The organism is Kitasatospora sp. NBC_00240 (assembly GCF_026342405.1).
Taxonomy (GTDB): Bacteria; Actinomycetota; Actinomycetes; order Streptomycetales; family Streptomycetaceae; genus Kitasatospora.
Map to the genome: position 1 here is coordinate 2,649,430 of NZ_JAPEMU010000001.1, position 20,465 is coordinate 2,669,894.

11 protein-coding genes are annotated in these 20,465 nt (G+C 72.7%); 2 read left to right on the forward strand and 9 right to left on the reverse strand.

The annotated features are described in order from the left end of the window. Window position 1: 1 nt before the first annotated feature. The 7 genes from OG689_RS11445 to OG689_RS11475 form a co-directional block, all read right to left on the reverse strand. Window positions 2-1,822: an alkyl sulfatase dimerization domain-containing protein gene (locus OG689_RS11445; RefSeq protein WP_266319871.1), complete on the reverse strand. Its 1,821-nt coding sequence runs from the start codon at window positions 1,820-1,822 to the stop codon at window positions 2-4. A 234-nt stretch (window positions 1,823-2,056) separates the two neighbouring features. After that, the gene (locus OG689_RS11450; RefSeq protein ID WP_266319872.1) at window positions 2,057-4,063 is read right to left on the reverse strand and encodes a beta-galactosidase; all 2,007 of its coding nucleotides are present in this window, start codon (window positions 4,061-4,063) and stop codon (window positions 2,057-2,059) included. Continuing rightward, window positions 4,063-6,087 carry a glycoside hydrolase family 31 protein gene (locus OG689_RS11455; RefSeq protein ID WP_266319874.1) on the reverse strand — a complete coding sequence of 675 codons (2,025 nt, stop codon included), beginning with the start codon at window positions 6,085-6,087 and terminating at the stop codon, window positions 4,063-4,065. The genes OG689_RS11450 and OG689_RS11455 overlap by 1 nt, the downstream gene beginning before the upstream one ends. Continuing rightward, window positions 6,068-7,153, reverse strand: a complete 1,086-nt coding sequence (locus OG689_RS11460; RefSeq protein WP_266319875.1) for a LacI family DNA-binding transcriptional regulator — start codon at window positions 7,151-7,153, stop codon at window positions 6,068-6,070. Before OG689_RS11460 ends, OG689_RS11455 begins: the two co-directional genes overlap by 20 nt. Window positions 7,154-7,263: 110 nt before the next feature. Further along, a complete protein-coding gene (locus OG689_RS11465; protein WP_266319876.1) occupies window positions 7,264-8,193 on the reverse strand; it encodes a carbohydrate ABC transporter permease in 930 nt (309 codons plus the stop codon). After that, window positions 8,190-9,095 carry an ABC transporter permease subunit gene (locus OG689_RS11470; protein WP_266327028.1) on the reverse strand — a complete coding sequence of 302 codons (906 nt, stop codon included), beginning with the start codon at window positions 9,093-9,095 and terminating at the stop codon, window positions 8,190-8,192. The genes OG689_RS11465 and OG689_RS11470 overlap by 4 nt, the downstream gene beginning before the upstream one ends. Before the next feature lie 163 nt (window positions 9,096-9,258). Next, the gene (locus OG689_RS11475) at window positions 9,259-10,938 is read right to left on the reverse strand and encodes a Tat pathway signal sequence domain protein (protein ID WP_266319878.1); all 1,680 of its coding nucleotides are present in this window, start codon (window positions 10,936-10,938) and stop codon (window positions 9,259-9,261) included. Window positions 10,939-11,264: 326 nt separating this feature from the next. Here OG689_RS11475 and OG689_RS11480 point away from each other — a divergent pair, with 326 nt between their 5' ends. Then, the gene (locus OG689_RS11480) at window positions 11,265-14,285 is read left to right on the forward strand and encodes a glycoside hydrolase family 3 C-terminal domain-containing protein (protein ID WP_266319880.1); all 3,021 of its coding nucleotides are present in this window, start codon (window positions 11,265-11,267) and stop codon (window positions 14,283-14,285) included. A 39-nt stretch (window positions 14,286-14,324) separates the two neighbouring features. On the opposite strand, the gene OG689_RS11485 is transcribed toward OG689_RS11480, so the two are convergent. Both OG689_RS11485 and OG689_RS11490 read right to left on the reverse strand, forming a co-directional pair. After that, window positions 14,325-14,990, reverse strand: coding sequence for an MOSC domain-containing protein (locus tag OG689_RS11485; RefSeq protein ID WP_266319882.1), 666 nt, complete (start codon window positions 14,988-14,990; stop codon window positions 14,325-14,327). 110 nt (window positions 14,991-15,100) lie between these two features. Continuing rightward, window positions 15,101-17,437 (reverse strand): glycoside hydrolase N-terminal domain-containing protein, encoded by a 2,337-nt coding sequence (locus tag OG689_RS11490; protein ID WP_266319883.1) that lies wholly within the window; start codon window positions 17,435-17,437, stop codon window positions 15,101-15,103. Between the two features lie 273 nt (window positions 17,438-17,710). Between OG689_RS11490 and OG689_RS11495 the strand changes: the two genes are divergently transcribed. Then, the gene (locus OG689_RS11495; RefSeq protein ID WP_266327030.1) at window positions 17,711-20,446 is read left to right on the forward strand and encodes a cellulose binding domain-containing protein; all 2,736 of its coding nucleotides are present in this window, start codon (window positions 17,711-17,713) and stop codon (window positions 20,444-20,446) included. The last annotated feature ends 19 nt before the right edge of the window (window positions 20,447-20,465 follow it).

Below are 20,465 nucleotides of genomic sequence, written 5' to 3' on the forward strand. Positions count from 1 at the left end.
GTCAGGGGGTCACGATCGGGAAGGAGCGGTCGGGCTCGGCGAGCAGCCCGAACAGGGTGCCCAGGACGGCGGGGTCGCCGTCGACGGTGACCCCCTCCAGCCCGTGACCCGCGAGGACACCGAGCAGCTGTTCCTTGGTGAGGGTCAGGGTGAGCGCGGCGGGCTCGCGCGGCGCCGGTTCGAGCGGATGGGCGAGGTGGGTCAGGGCGCCGTTGCGCAGGGTCAGCCGGAAGCGTCGGCGCTGGTCGGTGACGACCAGGTCGACCAGCAGGTGCTCGTGCCAGGCCCGCGGGCCGTCGACCCGGATCGCGATCGAGTCCAGCAGCTGTTCGACCGTCAGCGCCATCAGCATCTCGGGGTTGGCGGCGTCCAGCAGAGCGGTGCCGGGGCCCTCCCGCAGCTCCTGCGCGGCCATCAGGTAGAAGTTGCGCCAGGTGCCGTTCTCGCTGCCGTGACCGAGCCGGTCGTAGACGTGCGCGAGCCGGTCCCGGGCCCGGTCGTTGTCCGGGTCGGCGAAGACGAGGTGGTTGAGCAGCGTGGCGGCGAAGCGCAGGTCGCCGGCGTCGACGTACCCGACGGCCTTGGCCAGCGCGGCGTCCGGGCCGCCGGCCAGGTCGACGTAGCGCCTGGCCAGCTCCACCGGCGGGTGTTCCCAGAGGTGGGCCGGGTTCCCGTCGAACCAGCCGAGGTAGCGCTGGTAGACGGCCTTCACGTTGTGGCTGACCGAGCCGTAGTAGCCGCGCGCGTGCCAGGCGCCCTCCAGGGCCGGCGGCAGCTGGATCTCCTCGGCGATCTCGGGGCCGGTCAGCCCGGCGTTCAGCATCCGCAGCGTCTGGTCGTGCAGGTAGGCGTAGAGGTCTCGCTGCTCGGAGACCAGTTCGACGACGTTCTCCCGGCCCCAGGTGGGCCAGTGGTGGGAGGCGAAGGCGACGTCCGTGGAGTCGCCGAAGAAGTCGATCGCCTCGTCCAGGTAACGCGCCCAGATCCGGGCGTCGCGCACGACGGCGCCGCGCAGCGTCAGGATGTTGTGCATGTTGTGGGTGCAGTTCTCGGCCAGGCACAGGGCACGGCGGTCGGGGAAGAGGAAGTTCATCTCCGACGGCGCCTCGGTGCCCGGGGTGAGCTGGAAGACGATCCGCACGCCGTCCACCGTCTCCTCCTGCCCGGTGCGGGTGACGTCCACCGTCGGCGGGATCAGCGTGATGGTGCCGACCGAGGTCGTCATGCCGAGGCCCGCGCCGATCTGGCCGTCCGCGGCCTTCGGCAGCCGGTCACCGTACATGAACATCGCCCGGCGGGTCATCGCGTTGCCGGCGTACACGTTCTCGCTGACCGCGTGTTCCAGGAAACCCTCGGGGGCGATCACCGGGACGGAGGCGTGGCCCTCCGGCAGCACGCCGCGCGCGCCGCCGAAGTGGTCGCCGTGCGAGTGGGTGTAGATCAGGCCGGTGACCGGGCGGGGGCCGCGGTGCTCGCGGTAGAGCTCCAGGGCGGCGGCTGCGCACTCGGCGGAGATCAGCGGGTCGATGACGATGACCCCGGTGTCGCCCTCGACCAGCGTCATGTTGGAGAGGTCGAGGCCGCGCACCTGGTAGATGCCGTCGGTGACCTCGTAGAGGCCCTGCCTGGCCACCAGCTGTCCCTGCCGCCAGAGGCTGGGGTGCGCGGTCGGCGGGCAGTCGGCCTTCAGGAAGTCGTAGGCGTCGTTGTCCCAGATCACCCGGCCGTCGGCGGCCTTCACGACGGCGGGCGACAGGGCGCCGACGAACCCGCGGTCGGCGTTCTCGAAGTCGGTGGTGTCCTCGAACGGGAGGGTGCTCATGCCGCGCCTTTCGGAGCCCTTCGCAGGTGCCGGCCGGGGTCTGCGGGCCGGCCGGGCGAGCCGTCGTCGCACTCCCCCGTACGCCGTGGAGGTCCGCACCGGCGTGCGGGCCTCCCATCGGAACAAACCTATAGAAACTGGCCTGAATCGGCATGTTGACGGGTGGACCGGCGGGCGGACGAAACGGACGGGCGGACGGGCGCGGGGTCCCGGCCGCCCGACGGTCGCCTCGGGTCAGGCCGCGTCCAGCGGCCCCTCCCGGACCACGGCCGCACAGCCGGCCGGAACGCTCAGCCCCTCCGCCGGGACGGGCCTGGCCGCCAGCAACTCGTGACCCACCGCCGGCAGCAGCACCGCCCGGTCGGTGTTGTTGATGACGAAGAGCCAGCCGCGGCCGTCCGCCGAGCGCCGCCGGACCGCCTCCACGCCGGGCGGCAGGCCCGCCACCTCAGGTTTCAAGCCGCTCTCCTCCAGGATCCGGCCGACCAGCGCCCGGTACGCCTCCTCGTCCAGCTCGGTCGAGAGGTACCAGCCGGTGCCCGCCCCGAACCGGTGCCGGGTGACGGCCGGGAGACCGGCGAGCGGACCCGCCGCGTACGAGGTGACGGTCTCGGCGCCCTCGGTGCGCAGCAGCTCGCTCCAGATCCGGCCGGTGGAGCCGTCGGACAGCGGGAGGGCGGCGCCGGCGGCGAGCGGGCGGTGCTCCTCGCCGCGGATGCCCAGCACCTCACGCAGGGCGCCCGGATGGCCGCCGGTCCGGACCCGCTGGTACTCGTCGACCACGCCGCTGAAGTACCCGACCAGCAGGGTGCCGCCGCCCTCCACATAGCGGCGCAGCGAGGCGGCGCCGGCGTCGGAGACCAGGTGCAGGCTGGGGGCCAGCACCAGGCGGTAGCGGGAGAGGTCGGCCGCGGGGTGGGCGAAGTCGGTGGTGATGCCGGCGTCCCAGAGCGCGCGGTGGGCGCGCTTGAGGGCGGCCGGGTAGTCCAGTTCCGAGGAGGGCAGGCCGTCGGCCTCCAGGGCCCACCAGGCGTCCGCGTCGTGCAGCACGGCGGCCTCGGCGGTGACGGTCGAGCCGGCCACCTCGGCCAGCGCGGCGACGGCCTCGCCGGTGGCGACGGTCTCCCGGAAGATCCGGGTGTCGGGGCCGGCGTGCGGCACCATCGCCGAGTGCCACATCTCGGCGCCGGCCCGGGACTGGCGCCACTGGAAGAACAGCGCGCCGTCCGAGCCGCGCGCGATGTGGGCCAGCGAGCTGCGCAGGATCCGGCCCGGGTCCTTGGGCAGCACCCGGTCTGGCAGGTACAGGGTGTTGGTGCCCTGCTCGACGAGGAGCCAGGGCTTGCCGCCGCCGAAGGAGCGGGCCCGGTCGGCGCCGAAGGCGGTGTCGGCGTCGCCGTCGACGCCGGGGGCGTCCATGTAGTGGTCGATGCCGATCAGGTCGACCTCGCGGCCGAAGGCCCAGAGGTCGAGCGTCTGGTAGCCCGGCAGCATCAGGTTGGTGGTGACGGGGACGCCGGCGGGGGTGTGCCGGCGGATCACGTCACGCTGCTCGCGGTAGGCGGCCAGCGCCTCGTCGGACCAGAACCGGCGGAAGTCCAGGGTGTGGCCGGGGTTGTGGTGCCACTGGGTGGCCCGCGGGGGCGTGATCTGCTCCCAGGAGCCGTAGCGCTGGCTCCAGAAGGCGGTGCCCCAGGCCTCGTTCAGGGCGTCCAGGCTTCCGTACCGGCTGCGCAGCCAGACCCGGAAGGCGGCCGCGGACTGCTCGCACCAGCAGACCGTGGCGTACTCGTTGTGGACGTGCCACAGGGCGAGGGCCGGGTGGTGGCCGTAGCGCTCGGCGAGGGCGCCGGCGATCCGGGTCGCCGCCCGGCGGTAGGCCGGGGCGGCGAGGCAGTAGGTGTCGCGGCTGCCGTGGGTGAGCCGGGTGCCGTCCGCGGTGACCGGCATCGCCTCGGGGTGGGCGAGGGTGAACCAGGGCGGCGGGGAGGCGGTGGGGGTGGCCAGGTCGACCCGGACGCCGTTCGCGTGCAGCCGGTCCAGCTGGGTGTCCAGCCACCCGAACTCGTAGTGCCCTTCCTCGGGTTCGAGCAGCGCCCAGGAGAAGACCCCGACGGTGACGAGGTTGACCCTCGCCTGCCGCATCAGCTCGTCGTCCTCCTTCCAAGTCTCCTCGTCCCACTGCTCGGGGTTGTAGTCGCCGCCGAAGGCCAGGCCCGGGAGCGGGAGCCGGTCCGCCATCAGCCGCGGACCGGCAGGTCGGCGCCGTCGCGCAGGAAGAGCGGGATCCGCTCCAGCGGGGCGGCCACCCGGACGGTGCTTCCGCCCCGGTGGCGCTCGCCCGTCCAGGCGTCGGTCCAGTCGGCGCCGGCCGGGAGGTGCACGTCCCGTTCGCGGGCTCCGGCCTCGGTGACCGGGGCGACCAGCAGGGACGGGCCGAGCAGGAAGGCGTCGTCCACCCGCCAGGCGGCTGGGTCGTCGGGGAACTCGACGAACAGCGGTCGCATCGGCGGCAGACCCTGCTCGGCCGCCGTCTCCATCTGCCGCATCAGGTAGGGGCGCAGGCGCTCGCGCAGCCGCAGGTACTCGGCGAGGATGCCGTACGCCTCCTCGCCGTAGGACCAGACCTCGTTCGGCAGGCCCGTCATCGCGGGCTCCAACTTCTGCTCGGGGCCCCGGAATCCGTGCAGCCGGAAGAGCGGGCAGAAGGCGCCGTACTGGAACCAGCGGATCAGAACCTCGCGGTAGGCGGGGTCGTCGGGGTCGCCGCCGTGGAAGCCGCCGATGTCGGTGGTCCACCAGGGGATGCCGGAGACGGCGACGTTGAGGCCCGCCTTGATCTGGGTGCGCAGGCTGGCGAAGTCGGTCCCGATGTCGCCTGACCACAGGGCCGCGCCGTAGCGCTGCGCGCCGGCCCAGGAGGAGCGGTTGAGGGTGACGATCTCGCTCTCCCCCGCGGCGGTCAGGCCCTCGTGGATCATCCGGGCGTTCTCGCGGGGGTAGAGGTTGCCGACCTCCAGGCCCGGGCCCGCGTGATAGCGCAGGTTGGCCGGGTAGCCGGGCTTGAGCTCCGGCTCGCAGGCGTCCAGCCAGAAGACCTTGATGCCCAGCTCGTGATAGTTGCGGCGGATCCGCTCCCAGACGAAGGAGCGGGCGTCGGGGTTGGTGGCGTCGTAGAAGGCGACCTGGGCGGAGTAGGCGTCCAGGCCCTTGTCCGGCCAGTCGGCGTGGGCCACCGGGCCGTACTCGGTGTTGATCAGGAAGCCCTCGTTGAGCAGCTCGTGGTAGTTCTCGCTGAGCGGGCTGACCGAGGGCCAGACCGACACCATCAACGTGATCCCCAGCTCTTCGAGTTCGGCGTTCATCGCGGCCGGGTCGGGCCACTCGGCCGGGTCGAACCTCCAGTCCCCCAGGTGCGTCCAGTGGAAGAAGTCGCTGACGATGACCGAGAGCGGCAGGCCGCGCCCGCGGTACTCGCGGGCCACCTCCAGCAGTTCGGCCTGGGTGCGGTAGCGCAGCTTGCACTGCCAGAACCCGGTGGCCCACTCGGGCAGCACGGGTGCGTGGCCGGTGGCGTCGGCGTAGCGGCGCAGCACGTCGGCGGGCGCGCCGGCCGTCACCCAGTAGTCCAACTGCCGTGCGCTGTCGGCGACCCAGCGGGTGCCCGTCTCGGCCAGCTCGACCCGGCCGATCGCCGGGTTGTTCCACAGCAGGCCGTACCCGCGGTCGGACAGCAGGAAGGGGATGGTCACCTCGCCGTTGCGCTGCACCAAATCGAGGACGGCGCCCTTCTGGTCGAGCAGGCCGTGGGTGTGCTGGCCCAGCCCGTACAGCCGCTCGCCCGGGTAGGCGCGGAACCGCTGCTCCAGGCGGTGGTGGCCGTTGCCGGTCGCGGTGTAGAGGCGCGGGCCCGGCCACCAGAAGTGGTGCGGCTCCTCGGCCAGCAGCTCGCCGCCGTCGGCGGTCCGCAGGAAGGTGATCCGCCCGGCGGCCGGGTGCAGTTGGGGGTCGGTGGCGTCCAGGGCGTTGCCGTCGATCCGGACGGTGAGCGCGCCGTTGACCAGGGTGGCGGTGGCGCCCTCGATCTTCACCACGGCCTCGCCGGGCGGCCGCTCCAGCAGGGCGCCGGGCAGGTCTTCCAGCAGCGGGCCGCCGGGGGTGGCCCGGACCCGGACCGAGTCGGGGCCCCAGGGCTCCACCCGCAAAGTCTCGCCCCGGGCCCGCCATTCGAGGGCGCCGCCGAGGTCATGGAAGTGGTTGGGCATGGGTGTTCTCCACGTCTGCGGGGGTCTGCGGGGGAGGGAGGCGCAGGGCGGTGGCCGCCGTCAGCGGCGCGGGGCCCGAGCTCTCCCGGGGGGTCAGGACGGGGGTGAGCAGGGTGACCTCGGGGGTGGCGGCGCCGCCGATCCGCTTCAGGACCAGTTCGACGGCCTGCCGGCCGAGGTCCTGGGCCGGGCCGGTGACGGCGGTCAGCCGGGGCGAGTTCTGCTCGGCGAGCGGCTCGGGGCAGAGCGCCACCACCGAGGCGTCCTCGGGGACGATCCGCCCGGAGGTCCGCAGCAGGCTCAGCAGCGGACCGAGCGCGCCCTCGTTCTGGACCACGAAGCCGGTGGTGGCCGGCCGGTCGTCGAGGATCCGGCCGAGTACGCCGGCGGTGCTCTCGAAGCTGCCCTCGCACGGCCGGTGCAGGATCCGCAGGCCGCGTTCGCGGGCCCGCTCGCGGAACCCGCTCAGGGTGCGCTCGGCGTAGCCGGCGTGCCGCTGGTAGACCTGCGGCGCGTAGCCGACGAAGGCGACGTCGCGGTGGCCGAGGTCGGCCAGGTGGTCCGCGCACAGGGCGCCGGCGGTGGTGAAGTCGTGGTCCACGCAGGACAGTCCGGTGGTGTCGGCGGGCAGGCCGATCAACGCGGCGTGACTGCCCAGTTCGCGCAGGACGGGGATGCGCTCGTCGTCCAGTTCGACGTCCATCAGGATCACGCCGTCGGCGAGCCCGCTGGCGGCGACCCGGCGCACGCCGTCCGGGCCCTCGTCGTTGGTGACCAGCAGGACGTCGTAGCCGTGGCTGCGGGCCGTCATGGTCACCGAGATGGCGATCTCCATCATGATCGGGACGTAGACGTCGGTGCGCAGCGGCACGACCAGCGCGATGATGTGCGAGCGCTTGCCGGCCAGCGCCCGGGCGCCGGCGTTGGGGTGGTACCCCAGGTCGCTGATGGCCCGCTCCACCCGGCGGCGGGTGGGCTCCGAGATGCTGCGCTTGCCGCTGAGGACGTAGCTGACCGTGCTCGGGGAAACACCTGCGTGCTGGGCCACTTCGGCGAGTGTCACCATTGGATCGGTATCCCCCTGTGCTGTGTCGGACATCTGTGCTGCGGTGCCGCCGTGCTCCGGTGCCGCGCGGTGCGGCCCAGCGTAGTGACGGCGGGCGGGTGCGGCGGTGCTCAGCCCTTGACGGCGCCGGTGAGCACGCCCTTGGTGAAGTGCTTCTGGACGAACGGGAAGGCGATCACCACGGGGACGAGGGTCAGCACCACCACGGCCATCTGCAGCGAGAGCGGCGCGGTGGCGTTCGCCGCGTTGCCGAAGCCGGAGTTGACCTGGCCGGGCATGTTCGTCCCGAGGTTGACGTACTGGTAGAGCACGTACTGCAGCGGCCACTTCTGGCTGCTGGTGGGCATGTAGAGCATCACGTTGAAGAAGGAGTTCCAGTACCCGACGGCGTAGAACAGGGTGATCACCGCGGTGACCGCCCGGGAGGTCGGCAGGACCACCGACCAGAGGATCCGCCAGTCGCCGGCGCCGTCCATCCGGGCGGCGTCGATCAGTTCGGATGCCGTGCCCGAGTAGAAGGAGCGCAGCACCAGGATGTTGAACACGCTGACCGCGCTCGGCAGGATCAGCGCCCAGTACTGGTCGAAGCCGCCGAGCCCGGTGACCACCAGGTAGGACGGGATCAGGCCGCCGCTGACGAACATGGTGACGACCAGGGTCATCAGCAGGAACCGGTGGCCGAGCGAGCGGGACCGGGACAGCCCGTAGGCGCACAGCACGGAGACCAGCATCGAGAAGCCGGTGCCGACGGCGGTGACCGCCAGGCTCACCACCAGGGCGCGGGTCACCGGGCCGTCGCCGAGCATCGTGCGGTAGGCGTTCAGGGTCAGGCCGTGCGGGACGATCACCAGACCACCGGCCCGGTTGACCGAGCCCTGGGTGGAGAAGCTGGTGATCACCACGCACCACAGCGGTCCGAGGACCAGCAGCAGGATGCCGGTCAGGGTGACGCCCTTGACGCCCTGGCCGACCGCGGTCGGCGTCTCCTCCCAGGCGGGGCGCGCGGTGCGGCGCCGGGAGCCGATGGTGAGCTCGCTCATTTCCGGTACAACCCGTCCTCGCCGAAGAAGTGCGCCAGCTTGTTGGCCCCGTAGATCAGCAGCAGCGAGACGGCGCTCTTGAAGATGCCGGCCGCGGCGCCGTAGCCGTAGTTGTTGGTGCCGATGCCGTAGTAGTAGGAGAAGGTGTCCAGCACGTCGGCGGCGTCGTGCCCCACCGCGTAGCGCTGGATGAGCAGTTGCTCGAAGCCGACGTTCAGGATGTTGCCGAGCCGGAGCACCAGCATCAGCACGATCACCCCGCGCAGGCCGGGCAGGGTGATGTGCCACATCCGGCGCCATCGGCCGGCGCCGTCCATCGCGGCGGCCTCGTAGAGGTTCTCGTCGATGGCGGCCAGTGCCGCCAGGAAGACGATGATCCCCCAGCCGGCGTCCTTCCAGATCACCTGGGAGGTGACCAGCAGCTTGAAGACCGACGGGTCCGTCATGATGTTCCACGGCGTCATCTCGTGCTGGCGCAGGAACTGGTTGAGCAGCCCCGCCCCGCCGATCATCTGCTGGAACAGGGTGATGACCAGCACCCAGGAGAAGAAGTGCGGGATCAGCGTCACCGACTGCACGAAGCCGCGGATCCGGGGGCTGAGCACCGAGTTGAGCAACAGCGCCAGCGCGACGGGGACGGGGAAGAACAGCACCAGCTGGACGGCCGCCAGCTCCAGGGTGTTCCACACCGACCCCCAGAACAGCGGGTCCCCGAACAGCTGGCGGAAGTTGTCCAGGCCGATCCACTGGCTGTTCACCACCCCGACGATGGGGTCGTAGTACTCGAAGGCGGTGACCGTGCCGAACAGCGGCAGGTAGTTGAAGACCAGCAGCAGGACGACGACCGGGACGGTCATCAGGAGCAGCGAGCGGTCCCGGCGCAGCCGGATCCGCCAGTTCAGCTCCCGGGGGCGCTGCTCGCGGGCGCCGGGCGCCCCGACTGTCGCCGTGGGGACGCCGGGCGGCGGCGCCGCCTCCTCGCGGCCGGGTACGTCGGCGCTGTTCGTGGTGACTGCCGCCACGACCACCGCACCTCCTAGATAGGTCGGACTGGGAGCGGTGGGGCTACTGGCCCGAGCCGTGCTTGTCGTAGATCTCGGTCTGGTACCAGGCGGTGAGTTCGTCGCCGCCGCTGCGCTTCCAGGAGGTCAGCGCGTTCTGGTAGTCGGCGACGGTCTTCAGGCCGTGGTAGACGTCCTTGATGGTGTCCTCCAGCGCCTGGGCGGCGTCGGCGGTGGCGAAGCGGGTCGGCACGGTGATGTTCATGTTCCAGAACACCGGCTTGTAGGCGTACGTGACCGCCTGGGCGTCCCAGGCGCAGATGTCCTTGGTGATCTGGTCGAAGCCGGGGTTGCTGCGGGCCTGCGGGCTGGAGGCGAGGAACGGGAAGGTCTGCTGCTGGACGGACTTCTGCCCCTGCGGGGTGAAGGTCGGGGTGCCGTCGACCCGGGTGTGGTCGGTGCCTTCGACGCCGTAGTTGACCAGCGTGTACTCGGCCGAACCCCAGGGCGCCGCGAGGTAGTTGGCGACCGCGAGGAGTTCCTTGATCTGCTCCGGCTTCAGCTTGGCGTTGAGATAGCTGACCATGCTGGTGGAGGGGCCGAGGAAGATGCTCGGGGTGGACTTTCCGTCCGCCGCGAACAGCGGGAGGGCGCCGCGCCGGTACTTCGGGTCGGCGGCCTGGCCGGCCTGGGCGTCGGCCATGTTCCAGGAGCCGGTGCCGTCACCGGTGACCAGCACCTTGCCGGCGTAGAACCGCGCCTTGGCGTCGTTGTTGTTGCCGGCCAGTGCGTCCGGGTGGATGTAGCCGGACTTGGCGAGCTTCCAGGCCCAGTTGAGGGCCTCCAGGAACTCCGGCTGCTCGTACTTGCGGATCAGCTTGCCGTCCTTGGCGGCGTAGAGCTGCGCCAGGCCGAAGGGCTGGGCGAGGTAGATCCAGAGGTCGTCGAAGGCCCAGACGCCGGCACTGGCGCTGGTCAGCTCCTTGCCGAGGTTCATCAGGTCGTCGGCGGACTTCACGCTGTCGGCGGCGATGCCCTTGGCCTCGAAGACGTCCCGGCGGTAGTAGAAGGCGCCGGCGAAGGCGGTGCCGGAGGAGAAGCAGGGGATGCCGTAGAGCTTGTCGCCCCAGACTCCGGCCTGCCAGGCGCCGGTGGGGATGGCCGCCAGGTTCGGGTACTCCTTGACCTTGTCGCCGGCCAGGTAGGGGGTGAGGTCGGCCAGTTGGGTGCCGGCGAGCCCGCCGACGTTGAAGAGCTGGTTCCACCAGGTGGGCAGCTGGATCCAGTCGGGGAGCTTCTGGGCCGCGGTCAGGGTGGGGATCGCGGTGTTGTAGGTGGTGCCGTTGGCCGGCTGCATGGTGAGTTTGACGCCCAGCGCGGCGTTGACGGCCTGGTAGAAGGAGTTGTCGGCCGCCGGGATCGTCCCCCAGAGCGGCGTCACGGCGGAGTAACTGCCGCCGGAGCCGGGCGTCTTGGGGACGGTCTTGACCGGCGTGGCCGGGTAGGTCAGGAAGCCCGGGTCGCTGAAGCCGCCGCCGGGGCCGGTCACCGAGGGCAGGTCCGCGGTGACCGCCGTGTTGGCGACGAAGGCGGGCAGGGCGCCGGCCAGGCCGGTCTTGGTGTTGGAGCCGCTCTTCGCGGCGCCGCCACTCCCGCAGGCGCTGAGCAGCGGCGTCATGGCGGCTGCGCCGGCCACGCCGACGGCGGTTCTGAGGAGGGTTCTACGGCTGATCTGGGAGCTCATGATCGGTGCGGCCCTTCATCGTTCAGGATCCGGTGTGTCGAATCGCTTCGATGTTGCGGCGAGACTAACGGCGGGTTTCGGGTTCGACAAGGGGATGAACAAATCATTTCCGGGAACCTGCCGGGCCCACGCCTGCCCACAACCCCCTTCACCACCGGGCAAGATGACGTTCTATGGCGGTCGGACGGTTGACACAGTCAACCCGCCGTGCCACTTTCGAAGCGTTTCAACATCGCGGCCCGCCGGGACGCTGTCAGGGTCAGGACCTCCCCCGCCCCGCGCCGCAGCCACTCTCCCCGCACGCCCATCCCCGAGGGGTTTCCCAGGTGACGACCACCGCTGTGCCCGACCGGCCGCCCATCGAGCAGCTCGCCTTCCGCGACCCCGCACGACCGCTGCGGACACGCGTCGGGGACCTCCTCGCCCGGCTCACCCCCGGCGAGCGGATCGCCATGCTGCACCAGTACTCCCCCGCCGTCCCCCGGCTCGGTACGGCCGCCTTCCGTACCGGCACCGAAGCCCTGCACGGCGTCGGCTGGCTCGGCGCCGCCACCGTCTTCCCGCAGGCCGTCGGCCTGGGCGCCACCTGGGACGACGAGCTGCTGCACGAGGTCGCCACCGCGATCGGCACCGAACTCCGGGCCTTCCACCACCACCGGGCCCCGCTCGCCGGCGAGGGCCGGATCAGCCTGCAGGCCTGGGCGCCCGTGGTGAACCTGCTGCGGGACCCGCGCTGGGGCCGCAACGAGGAGGGCTACGCCGAGGACCCGCTGCTCACCGCCCGCCTCGCCGACTCCTTCTGCCGGGGCCTGGCCGGGGACGACCCCGACCACCTGCGCACCGCGCCGATCCTCAAGCACTTCCTCGCGTACAACAACGAGGACGAGCGCTGCGTGACCTCCTCCGGCCTGCGCCCGCGGGTCCTGCACGAGTACGACCTGGCCGCGTTCCGCACCGCCGTCGCCAGCGGCTCCGCGACCGGCGTGATGCCCGCCTACAACCTGGTCAACGGCCGCCCCTGCCACGTGAGTCCGCTGATCGAGGACGAACTGAGGCGCTGGGCCGCGCCGACCGGGCACGAGCTGTACGTCTGCAGCGACGCCGAGGCCCCCTCCAACCTGGTCGACCCCGAGCACTACTTCGAGGACCACGCCGAGTCGCACGCCGCCGCCCTGCGGGCCGGCGTCGACAGCTTCACCGACCACGCCGACGACCCGCGCACCACCGTCGCCCGGATCACCGAGGCCCTGGCCCGCGGCCTGCTCACCGAGGCCGACGTCGACCGGGCCGTGCGCCGCCAGCTGTCGATCCGCTTCCGGCTCGGCGAGTTCGACCCCGGCCCCGGCCCGTACGGCGCCACGCCCTGGTCGGTGGTCGACTCCCCCGCGCACCGCGACCTCGCGCTGCGCGCCGCCACCGAGTCCGTCGTCCTGCTCAGGAACGAGCGGGCGCTGCTGCCGCTCGACCCCGCCGAGGGGCGCCGGGTCGCCGTGGTCGGCCCGCTCGCCGACACCCTGTTCGAGGACTGGTACAGCGGCACCATGCCGTACCGGATCACCGTGGCGGCCGGGCTCGGCGCAGCCCTGGGCGCCCGCGGCGGCGAGGTGTCGTGCACCGAGGGCGTGGACCGGATCACCCTGCGGGCGGCCTCCACCGGCGGGCTGCTCGCCGTCCCCGCGGGCGATCCGGCCGGGCCGATGACCGTGACCGCGACGGAAGGGGCCGGCGACGGGAACGTCGGCGACGGCAAGGCCGTCGACGGGAACGTCGGCGACGGCAAGGCCGTCGACGGGAACGTCGGCGACGGCAAGGCCGTCGACGAGGCCTGCTTCGACCTGTTCGACTGGGGCGGCGGCGTGCTGACCCTGCGCAGCGCCGCCTCCGGGCGCTACGTCACCCTCAAGGACGAGGGCCTCGGCCTCGCCGCCGACCAGACCCAGCCGAACGGCTGGGACGTGCACGAGACCTTCCGGCTGGAGCCGGGCCCGGACGGCACCGAGCTGCTCCGCAACGTGTACAGCGGCGGGTACGCGGCCGTCGATCCGGTCACCGGCCTGGTCACCGTCTCCGCCGGGACGCCGGCCGGGGCCGAGCGGTGGACCAGGAGGGTCGTCCGGGACGGCGCCGCCGAGGCACTGGCCGCCGTCCGCGCCGCCGACACGGCCGTCGTCGTCCTCGGCAACGACCCGCACATCAACGGCCGGGAGACCCAGGACCGCGCCGACCTGCACCTGCCGCCGGCCCAGGAGGCCCTGCTGCGCGCCGTCGCCGCCGAGTGCCCCGACACCGTGCTGGTGCTGATGAGCAGCTACCCCTACGCCGTCGACCGGGCCGCCGCACAGGTGCCGGCGGTGCTGTGGACCTCGCACGGCGGCCAGGAGACCGGCCGCGCACTGGCCGCCGTCCTGCTGGGTGACAGCGACCCGGCCGGCCGGCTGCCGCAGACCTGGTACCGGGGGGACGACCCGCTGCCCGAGCGCCTGGACTACGACATCGTCCAGGCCGGCTGGACGTACCAGTACCACCGGGCCGCGCCGGCCTTCCCGTTCGGGCACGGGCTCTCGTACACGTCCTTCGAGTACGCCGGGCTGACGGCGGCCCTGGACGGCGAGGAGATCCGCTGCGCGGTGGAGGTCCGCAACACCGGCGCGCGGCCGGGGACGGAGACCGTGCAGCTCTACACCCGGGCGCTGGGGGCGCGGTACCAGGCGCCGCTGCTGCGGCTGGCCGACTACCGCAAGCTGCGGCTGGCTCCGGGCGGGAGCCGGCGGGTGGAGTTCACCCTGCCGCGGTCGGCGCTGGCGCACTGGGACGTGGCCGAGGGCGGGTTCACCGTCGACCCGGGCGCGTACGAAATCCTGGTGGGACGTTCGGCCGGGGCGGTCGAGCTGTCCGTGCCGCTGACCGTCGACGGGCCGCCGCCCGGCCCGCGTCAGGTGCTGGGGCGGACCGTCCGGGCCGTCGACTTCGACGACCACGCCGGGATCGCCCTGGTGGACGCCCACCGCGACCACGGCGACGCGGTGGCCCCGGTGGCCGAGGGTGCAGCGGCGCGGCTGGTGTTCCGGGCGGTCGAACTGCCGGGCGGGCCACTGGCCTTCGAGGCCGAGGTGGCCCGCGAGGGCGCGGGCGGCGCGGTGCTGGAGCTACGGACCGGCGGCGGCAGGGACGGCGGCCCGGACGGCGGCACGCTGCTGGCGAGTCTCGCCGTGCCGTCCACCGGCGGGCGGTACGCCTGGACCAGCGTCCGCGTCGACCTGCCGGACAGCCCCGGCGGGGTGCACGACCTGCACCTGGTGCTGCGCGGGGAGCAGCGCCTGGCGTCCTTCCGGGTGGCCCGCGGCTGAGTCATGCCCGCGGCGGCCGCCCGAAGCGCCCCGGCCGGGTCACCGGTCGGGGCGCCGTCGTGCGAGGCGCCCGCGGATCTGCTCCAGGTCCTCCGCCGGCAGCGCGTCCGCCACCAGCAGGCCCGGCAGCAGCTCCGGTTCGGTGGTCATGGCTCGGAAGGACGCGGCCACCGTCACCTGGTGGTCGGGCCGGTGCACGATCTCGATCCGGTCGCCGGCGCGGATCTCGCCGGGCTCGATCACCCGCAGGTACGCCCCGGGGAGCGCGGCCCGGGTGAACTCCTTGATCCAGCCCGCGCGTTCCAGCCAGCCCTGGAAGGTGCCGCAGGGGATGCGCGGGCAGGAGACCTCCAGGACGACGTCCGGGCCGATCCGCCAACGCTCGCCGATCAGGGCGCCGTTGACGTCGAGACCGCTGGTGGTGAGGTTCTCCCCGAAGCAGCCGTCGGGCAGCGGGCGGCCCAACTCGGGCTCCCAGCGGTCGAGATCCTCCCTCGCGTAGGCGTAGACGGCCTGGTCGGCGCCGCCGTGGTGCTTCACGTCGTAGACGCGGTCCCCGGCCAGGCCCACCGCGCCGGTGCCCTTGGGCCCGGGGGCCGTCACGGCGACCGGGCCGTCGACCGGGCGCTTGTCGATCCCGGTCAGGGCGATGCCCTTCCACGGGTTGGGACGCGGTCGGCCGATGTTCAGGGAGAGCAGCTGCATGGGGCCGACGGTACGACCCGGCGCGGCCCGGGGCCACCGGATTCGCGGCCCCGGCCGGCCCGCGCCGGCCAGGCCTGCCCCTGACCTGGGACGGGCCACCGCCACCCCGCTCAGCAGCCGAACCGCACCTCCCGCTCCCCGCCCGCCACCAGGGTGACCTCCCGGCCGGCGCCCCGGCAGTGCACGGCGAGCACCTGGTCGACGGCGGAGCGCAGCAGCGCCCGTGCGGTGCCCGCCGTCAGATCCCATTCGAGCTCCAGCACGGTGACCCGGCCCTGGCAGGCCACCCCCCGGACGGTGCCGCGCGTGAGCTCCTCGGGCAGGGCCGGCAGCAGGTCGAGCCGGCCGGGCCGGGCGTCGACCAGGAGCTCCAGGAGCAGGCCGGGCAGGGTGATCGCGGCGTCGGCGTTGTAGATCTCCAGGCCGGGGTTGTGCGAGGTCATCAGCGAGCGGAACAGCATGTCGCCGCCGAGGATCTTCAGCAGGTTGGCGCGGACCAGCCCGGCGTCGCGCAGGCGGGCGGCGGCCAGCGCGCGGTGCAGGCTGCCGTGGGCGGAGAGGTTCTCGTCGCCGCGCTCGGCGAGGGCCCGGTGCGCGGCCTCGGCGAGCGCCGGGGTGGCGTCCCGGGTGATCTCGCGCAGCGGCCAGACCGGGTGGAGGTGGCTGACGTGCCGGTGGTCGAGGTTGCCGTCCAGGCCGGGCCAGGCCCATTCGGTGAGCCGGCCGGCGGAGTTGACCAGGTACGCCGGGAGCCGTGGCAGCAGGGCCCGCCAGCGCGCCACGGCCTCGGGCTCGATGCCGAGGTGCTCGCAGACCTCCACAGCCGTCTCCAGGGCGTGCCGGCCGGCCGCGACGTCCATCACGGCGTTCACGGTGGCGGAGCCGGCCGCCCCTTCGGGGGCGACCTCCGGGGAGTAGGACGGGACGAAGACGACCCGGCCCCGGTCGTCGGTGCGGGTGAGGAAGTCCTCGAAGAACTCGGCGGCGCCGATCAGCCAGCCGGCCAGTTCGAGGCGCAGGAACTCGTCGTCGCCGGTGGTGCGCCAGTACTCGTGCAGCGGGTGCAGCAGCCAGTCGGCGCCGGCCAGCCAGGCCGGCCAGGGCCAGTCGTCGTCGAGGTGGAACAGGTGCCCGTGCTCGCCGTCGGTGCGTCCGGGCGCGAGCAGGCCCCTGGCGCCGTACAGGGCCCGGGCGTTGGCCCGCCAGTCGGCGATCTGGCCGCGGACCAGCGCGGCGTGCGCGTGCACGGCCTCCGGCAGGGCGGCCGGATTGGCGCCGGCCAGTTGGAGGTTGAGGTTGGCGTCGGTGGTGAAGTCACCGGCCCAGGCGGCGCCCCAGCCGCCGATCCAGAGCCCGGTGAGGCGGGGCGGCAGCACTCCGCTGGCGGAGAGCAGCAGGTAGCGGCCACTGTGGAAGAGCAGTTCGAGCAGCGCGGGGTCGAGGCGGTCCGGCTGCTTGTGCTGACGTTCGATCAGCTCTGTCGTACGGGCGGCCGCTCCGGCGCCGCCGAGGTCCAGGGTGGCGCGCCGGTAGGCGGGGGTGTGCAGGGCGGTGTGCGCGGCCAGCAGGGTGTCGTAGTCGGCGGGGAGCCGGCCGAGGCGGCGGCGGATCGTGCCGGTGTGCCACCCGGGCTGTTCCTGGCGGTCGAGGGCGGTGAGCAGCAGGACGCGCCGGGCCCCGCGCAGGATCAGCACGTCCCCGTCGGTGTCGATCCGGGCGCCGGGGGCGTGCACCAGGGTGACGGCCTCGAAGCCGTACGCGCCCTGGCCGGGCGGGTAGGTGGCGCGGGCGTCCAGCAGGCCGAGTGCGGGGGCCGCCTCGGTGGCGGTGCAGCGGTGCCGGACGTCCTCGGGGCAGTCGGGGAGGTCTCCGGTGAGGCGCAGCCGGAGGTCGGCGGGCGGGCCGGTGAGCTCCTGCACGACGACGGCGTCGGCGCGGGAGACGAAGGAGCGCCGTCGCCAGAGGCCGGCGTCGTCCTGCCAGCCGACGGTGATCTGGCCGGTGGCGAAGTCGGTGCTGCGCAGGTAGTCGTGGACCGGCCCGTGGGCGGGGGTGGCGATCTCCAGGGCGTGGCCGGGGTGGAAGGACTGGGTCCAGCGCAGTTCGGCGCCGCCGGCCCAGATCCGTTGGGCCTCGGGGGCGCGGCCGGCGAGGACGAGGTCGCGGATCTCCTCCAGCCGGTGGGCCGTCTCGGGCGCCCGGAGGTGGCGGGTGCCGTTGGGGAGGACGTAGCGGTGGTGGTTGAGGACGACGCGCTCGCGGTGCGGGCCGCCGTTGACCATGATCCCGTACTCGCCGTTGCCGGAGAGGTGGGCGTCCTCCCAGCGGGTGGCGGGGGCGGTGTCGTGGACGGCGTGGCTGTCGTCCCTGATCGGGGTGGGTGGTGCGGAGGCGGCGGACGGGTCTGCTGGGGCGCCGTCAACTGCGCCGGTTTCGCGGGGATTCACGGGGGATGCTCCTTCGGCGGCTCTCGCGGCGGGGCTCGCGGCATCCTAGTTTGTTGCCCGCCCGTCCGAATAGGTGTCGAAGCGCATCGAAGCTTGCTTCGGCTCTTGACGGGTCCAGATGGCAGGTCAACGATGGGAGCGCTCCCACATCCCCCACCCGACCGGCCCCCACCCGCCGGCCCGCCCCGAGGAGTACCCCGACCCATGCTCACACCCCGTTCCAGAGCCGCACTCACCGCCGTCGCGGTCAGTTGCGGCCTGGCACTGACCACCATGACCGGCCTCGGCGGCACGGCCGCCGCGGCGCCAGACGCCGCCACCGCCGACTCGTACACCTGGAGCAACGCCAGGATCGACGGCGGCGGCTTCGTCCCCGGCATCGTCTTCAACCAGACCGAGAAGAACCTGGTCTACGCCCGCACCGACATCGGCGGCGCCTACCGCCAGGACCCGGCCACCAAGAAGTGGATCCCGCTGCTCGACTCGGTCGGCTGGGACGACTGGAACCTCACCGGCGTGGCCAGCCTCGCCACCGACCCGGTGCAGACCAACCGCGTGTACGTGGCAGCAGGCATGTACACCAACAGCTGGGACCCCGACAACGGCGCCATCCTGCGCTCCACCGACAAGGGCGCCACCTGGGCCCGGACGGCGCTGCCGTTCAAGATCGGCGGCAACATGCCGGGCCGGGGCATGGGCGAGCGCCTGGCCGTCGACCCCAACAACGACAAGGTGCTCTACTTCGGCGCGCCCAGCGGCAACGGCCTCTGGCGCAGCACCGACTACGGCGTCACCTGGGCGCAGGTCACCGCGTTCCCCAACGTCGGCCACTACGCGCCCGACCCGAGCGACGCCAACGGCTACCTGAGCGCCGAGCAGGGCGTCCTCTGGGTGACCTTCGACAAGACCTCGGCCGCGGCCGGCGCCACCACACAGACCATCTACGTCGGCGTCGCCGACAAGGACAACAGCGTCTACAGATCGACCGACGGCGGCGCCAGCTGGACCAGGCTGGCGGGGCAGCCGACCGGCTTCCTGCCGCACAAGGGCGTGCTGGACCCGGTCAACGGCTACCTCTACCTGGCCACCAGCGACACCGGCGGCCCGTACGACGGCGGCAAGGGCGACATCTGGCGGTACGCCACCGCGACCGGCGTCTGGACCAGGATCAGCCCGCTGCCCTCCACCGACTCCGGTGCGTACTTCGGCTACAGCGGCCTGACGATCGACCGCCAGCACCCCAACGTGCTGATGGCGACCGGCTACAGCTCCTGGTGGCCGGACACCCAGATCTACCGCAGCACCGACTTCGGGGCGACGTGGAAGCCGATCTGGGAGTACAGCTCCTACCCGACCCGGGTCGACCACTACACCATGGACGTCTCCAGCTCCCCCTGGCTGACCTGGGGCGCCAATCCGAGCCCGCCGGAGGAGACGCCGAAGCTGGGCTGGATGACCGAGTCGCTGGAGATCGACCCGTTCAACTCGGACCGGATGATGTACGGCACCGGCGCCACCCTCTACGGCAGCGAGAACCTCACCGGGTGGGACACCGGCGGCAAGATCACCATCAAGCCGGTGGTCCAGGGCCTGGAGGAGACCGCCGTCAACGACCTGATCAGCCCGCCCACCGGCGCGGGCCTGCTCAGCGCGCTCGGCGACATCGGCGGGTTCCGGCACACCTCGCTCACCACCGTGCCCGCGATGATGTACACCTCGCCCAACTTCACCACCAGCACCAGCCTGGACTACGCCGAGGCCAACGGGAACATGGTGGTGCGCACCGGCAACCTGGACAGCGGCAGCACCAGCAAGCGGATCGCCTTCTCCAACGACAACGGCGCCAACTGGTACCAGGCGAACAGCGAGCCGGCCGGCACCACCGGCGGCGGCACCGTGGCCCTGGCGGCGGACGGCAGCCGGGTGCTCTGGGCGCCGGACGGCGGCGCGGTCTCCAGCTCCACCTTCGGCGGCAACTCCTGGACGGCCGCCGGCGGTGTGCCGGCGGGCGCCCGGGTCGCCTCCGACCGGGTCAACCCGAAGAAGTTCTACGCCTTCTCCGCCGGGAAGTTCTACACCTCCACCGACGGCGGCCTGACCTTCACCGCCAGTGCGGCGACCGGCCTGCCGGCCACCGGCAACGTCCGCTTCAAGGCGCTCACCACCACCGAGGGCGACGTCTGGTTCGCCGGCGGCACCACCGGCAGCGGCGCGGCCTACGGCCTGTGGCACTCCACCGACTCGGGTGCGACCTTCACCCGGATCGCGGCGGCCGACCAGGCCGACAGCATCGGCTTCGGCAAGCCCGCCCCCGGCCGGACCTACCCCGCGCTCTACACCAGTGCGAAGATCAACGGCGTCCGGGGCATCTTCCGGTCGGACGACGCCGGGGCCAGCTGGACCAGGATCAACAACGACGCCCAGCAGTGGGGTTGGACCGGCGCCACCATCACCGGCGACCCCCGGGTGTACGGCCGGGTGTACGTCGGGACCAACGGGCGCGGCATCATCGTGGGCGACACCAGCAGCACGCCGCCGAGCCCCACGGCCACCGCCTCCCCCTCGGCGACGGCCACCGCGACCCCGACCACCTCCACCAGCCCGACCGCGACCGCCTCGCCGACGGCCACCGCCAGCCCCACCGCGACCAGCTCCCCCACCGCCACCAGCAGCCCGACGGCCGGCGGGAGTTGCGAGATCACGTACGCGGTCGCCAGTCAGTGGGGCGGCGGCTTCGGCGCCAACGTGACCGTGAAGAACACCGGCTCCACCGCGCTCACCGGGTGGACGGTGAAGTGGGCTTACGCCAACGGCCAGCAGATCACCTCGCTGTGGAACGGCGCGTACACCCAGTCCGGAGCCAACGTCACGGTGAGCAACCTGAGTTACAACGGCTCACTGGCGGCCGGGGGCGGCAGCACCTCGTTCGGCTTCAACGGCAGCTGGACGGGCGGCAACACCAACCCGACCGCGGCCACCCTCAACGGGACGTCCTGCACCGTGAAGTAGCGGGCACGAAGGAGGCGTC

Excerpts from the sequence above, each read along its gene's own strand:
- OG689_RS11445 (WP_266319871.1), bottom strand. The coding sequence starts at position 1,822 with ATGAGCACCCTCCCGTTCGAGGACACCACCGACTTCGAGAACGCCGAC.
- OG689_RS11450 (WP_266319872.1), bottom strand. The coding sequence starts at position 4,063 with ATGGCGGACCGGCTCCCGCTCCCGGGCCTGGCCTTCGGCGGCGACTAC.
- OG689_RS11455 (WP_266319874.1), bottom strand. The coding sequence starts at position 6,087 with ATGCCCAACCACTTCCATGACCTCGGCGGCGCCCTCGAATGGCGGGCC.
- OG689_RS11460 (WP_266319875.1), bottom strand. The coding sequence starts at position 7,153 with ATGGTGACACTCGCCGAAGTGGCCCAGCACGCAGGTGTTTCCCCGAGC.
- OG689_RS11465 (WP_266319876.1), bottom strand. The coding sequence starts at position 8,193 with ATGAGCGAGCTCACCATCGGCTCCCGGCGCCGCACCGCGCGCCCCGCC.
- OG689_RS11475 (WP_266319878.1), bottom strand. The coding sequence starts at position 10,938 with ATGAGCTCCCAGATCAGCCGTAGAACCCTCCTCAGAACCGCCGTCGGC.
- OG689_RS11485 (WP_266319882.1), bottom strand. The coding sequence starts at position 14,990 with ATGCAGCTGCTCTCCCTGAACATCGGCCGACCGCGTCCCAACCCGTGG.
- OG689_RS11495 (WP_266327030.1), top strand. The coding sequence starts at position 17,711 with ATGACCGGCCTCGGCGGCACGGCCGCCGCGGCGCCAGACGCCGCCACC.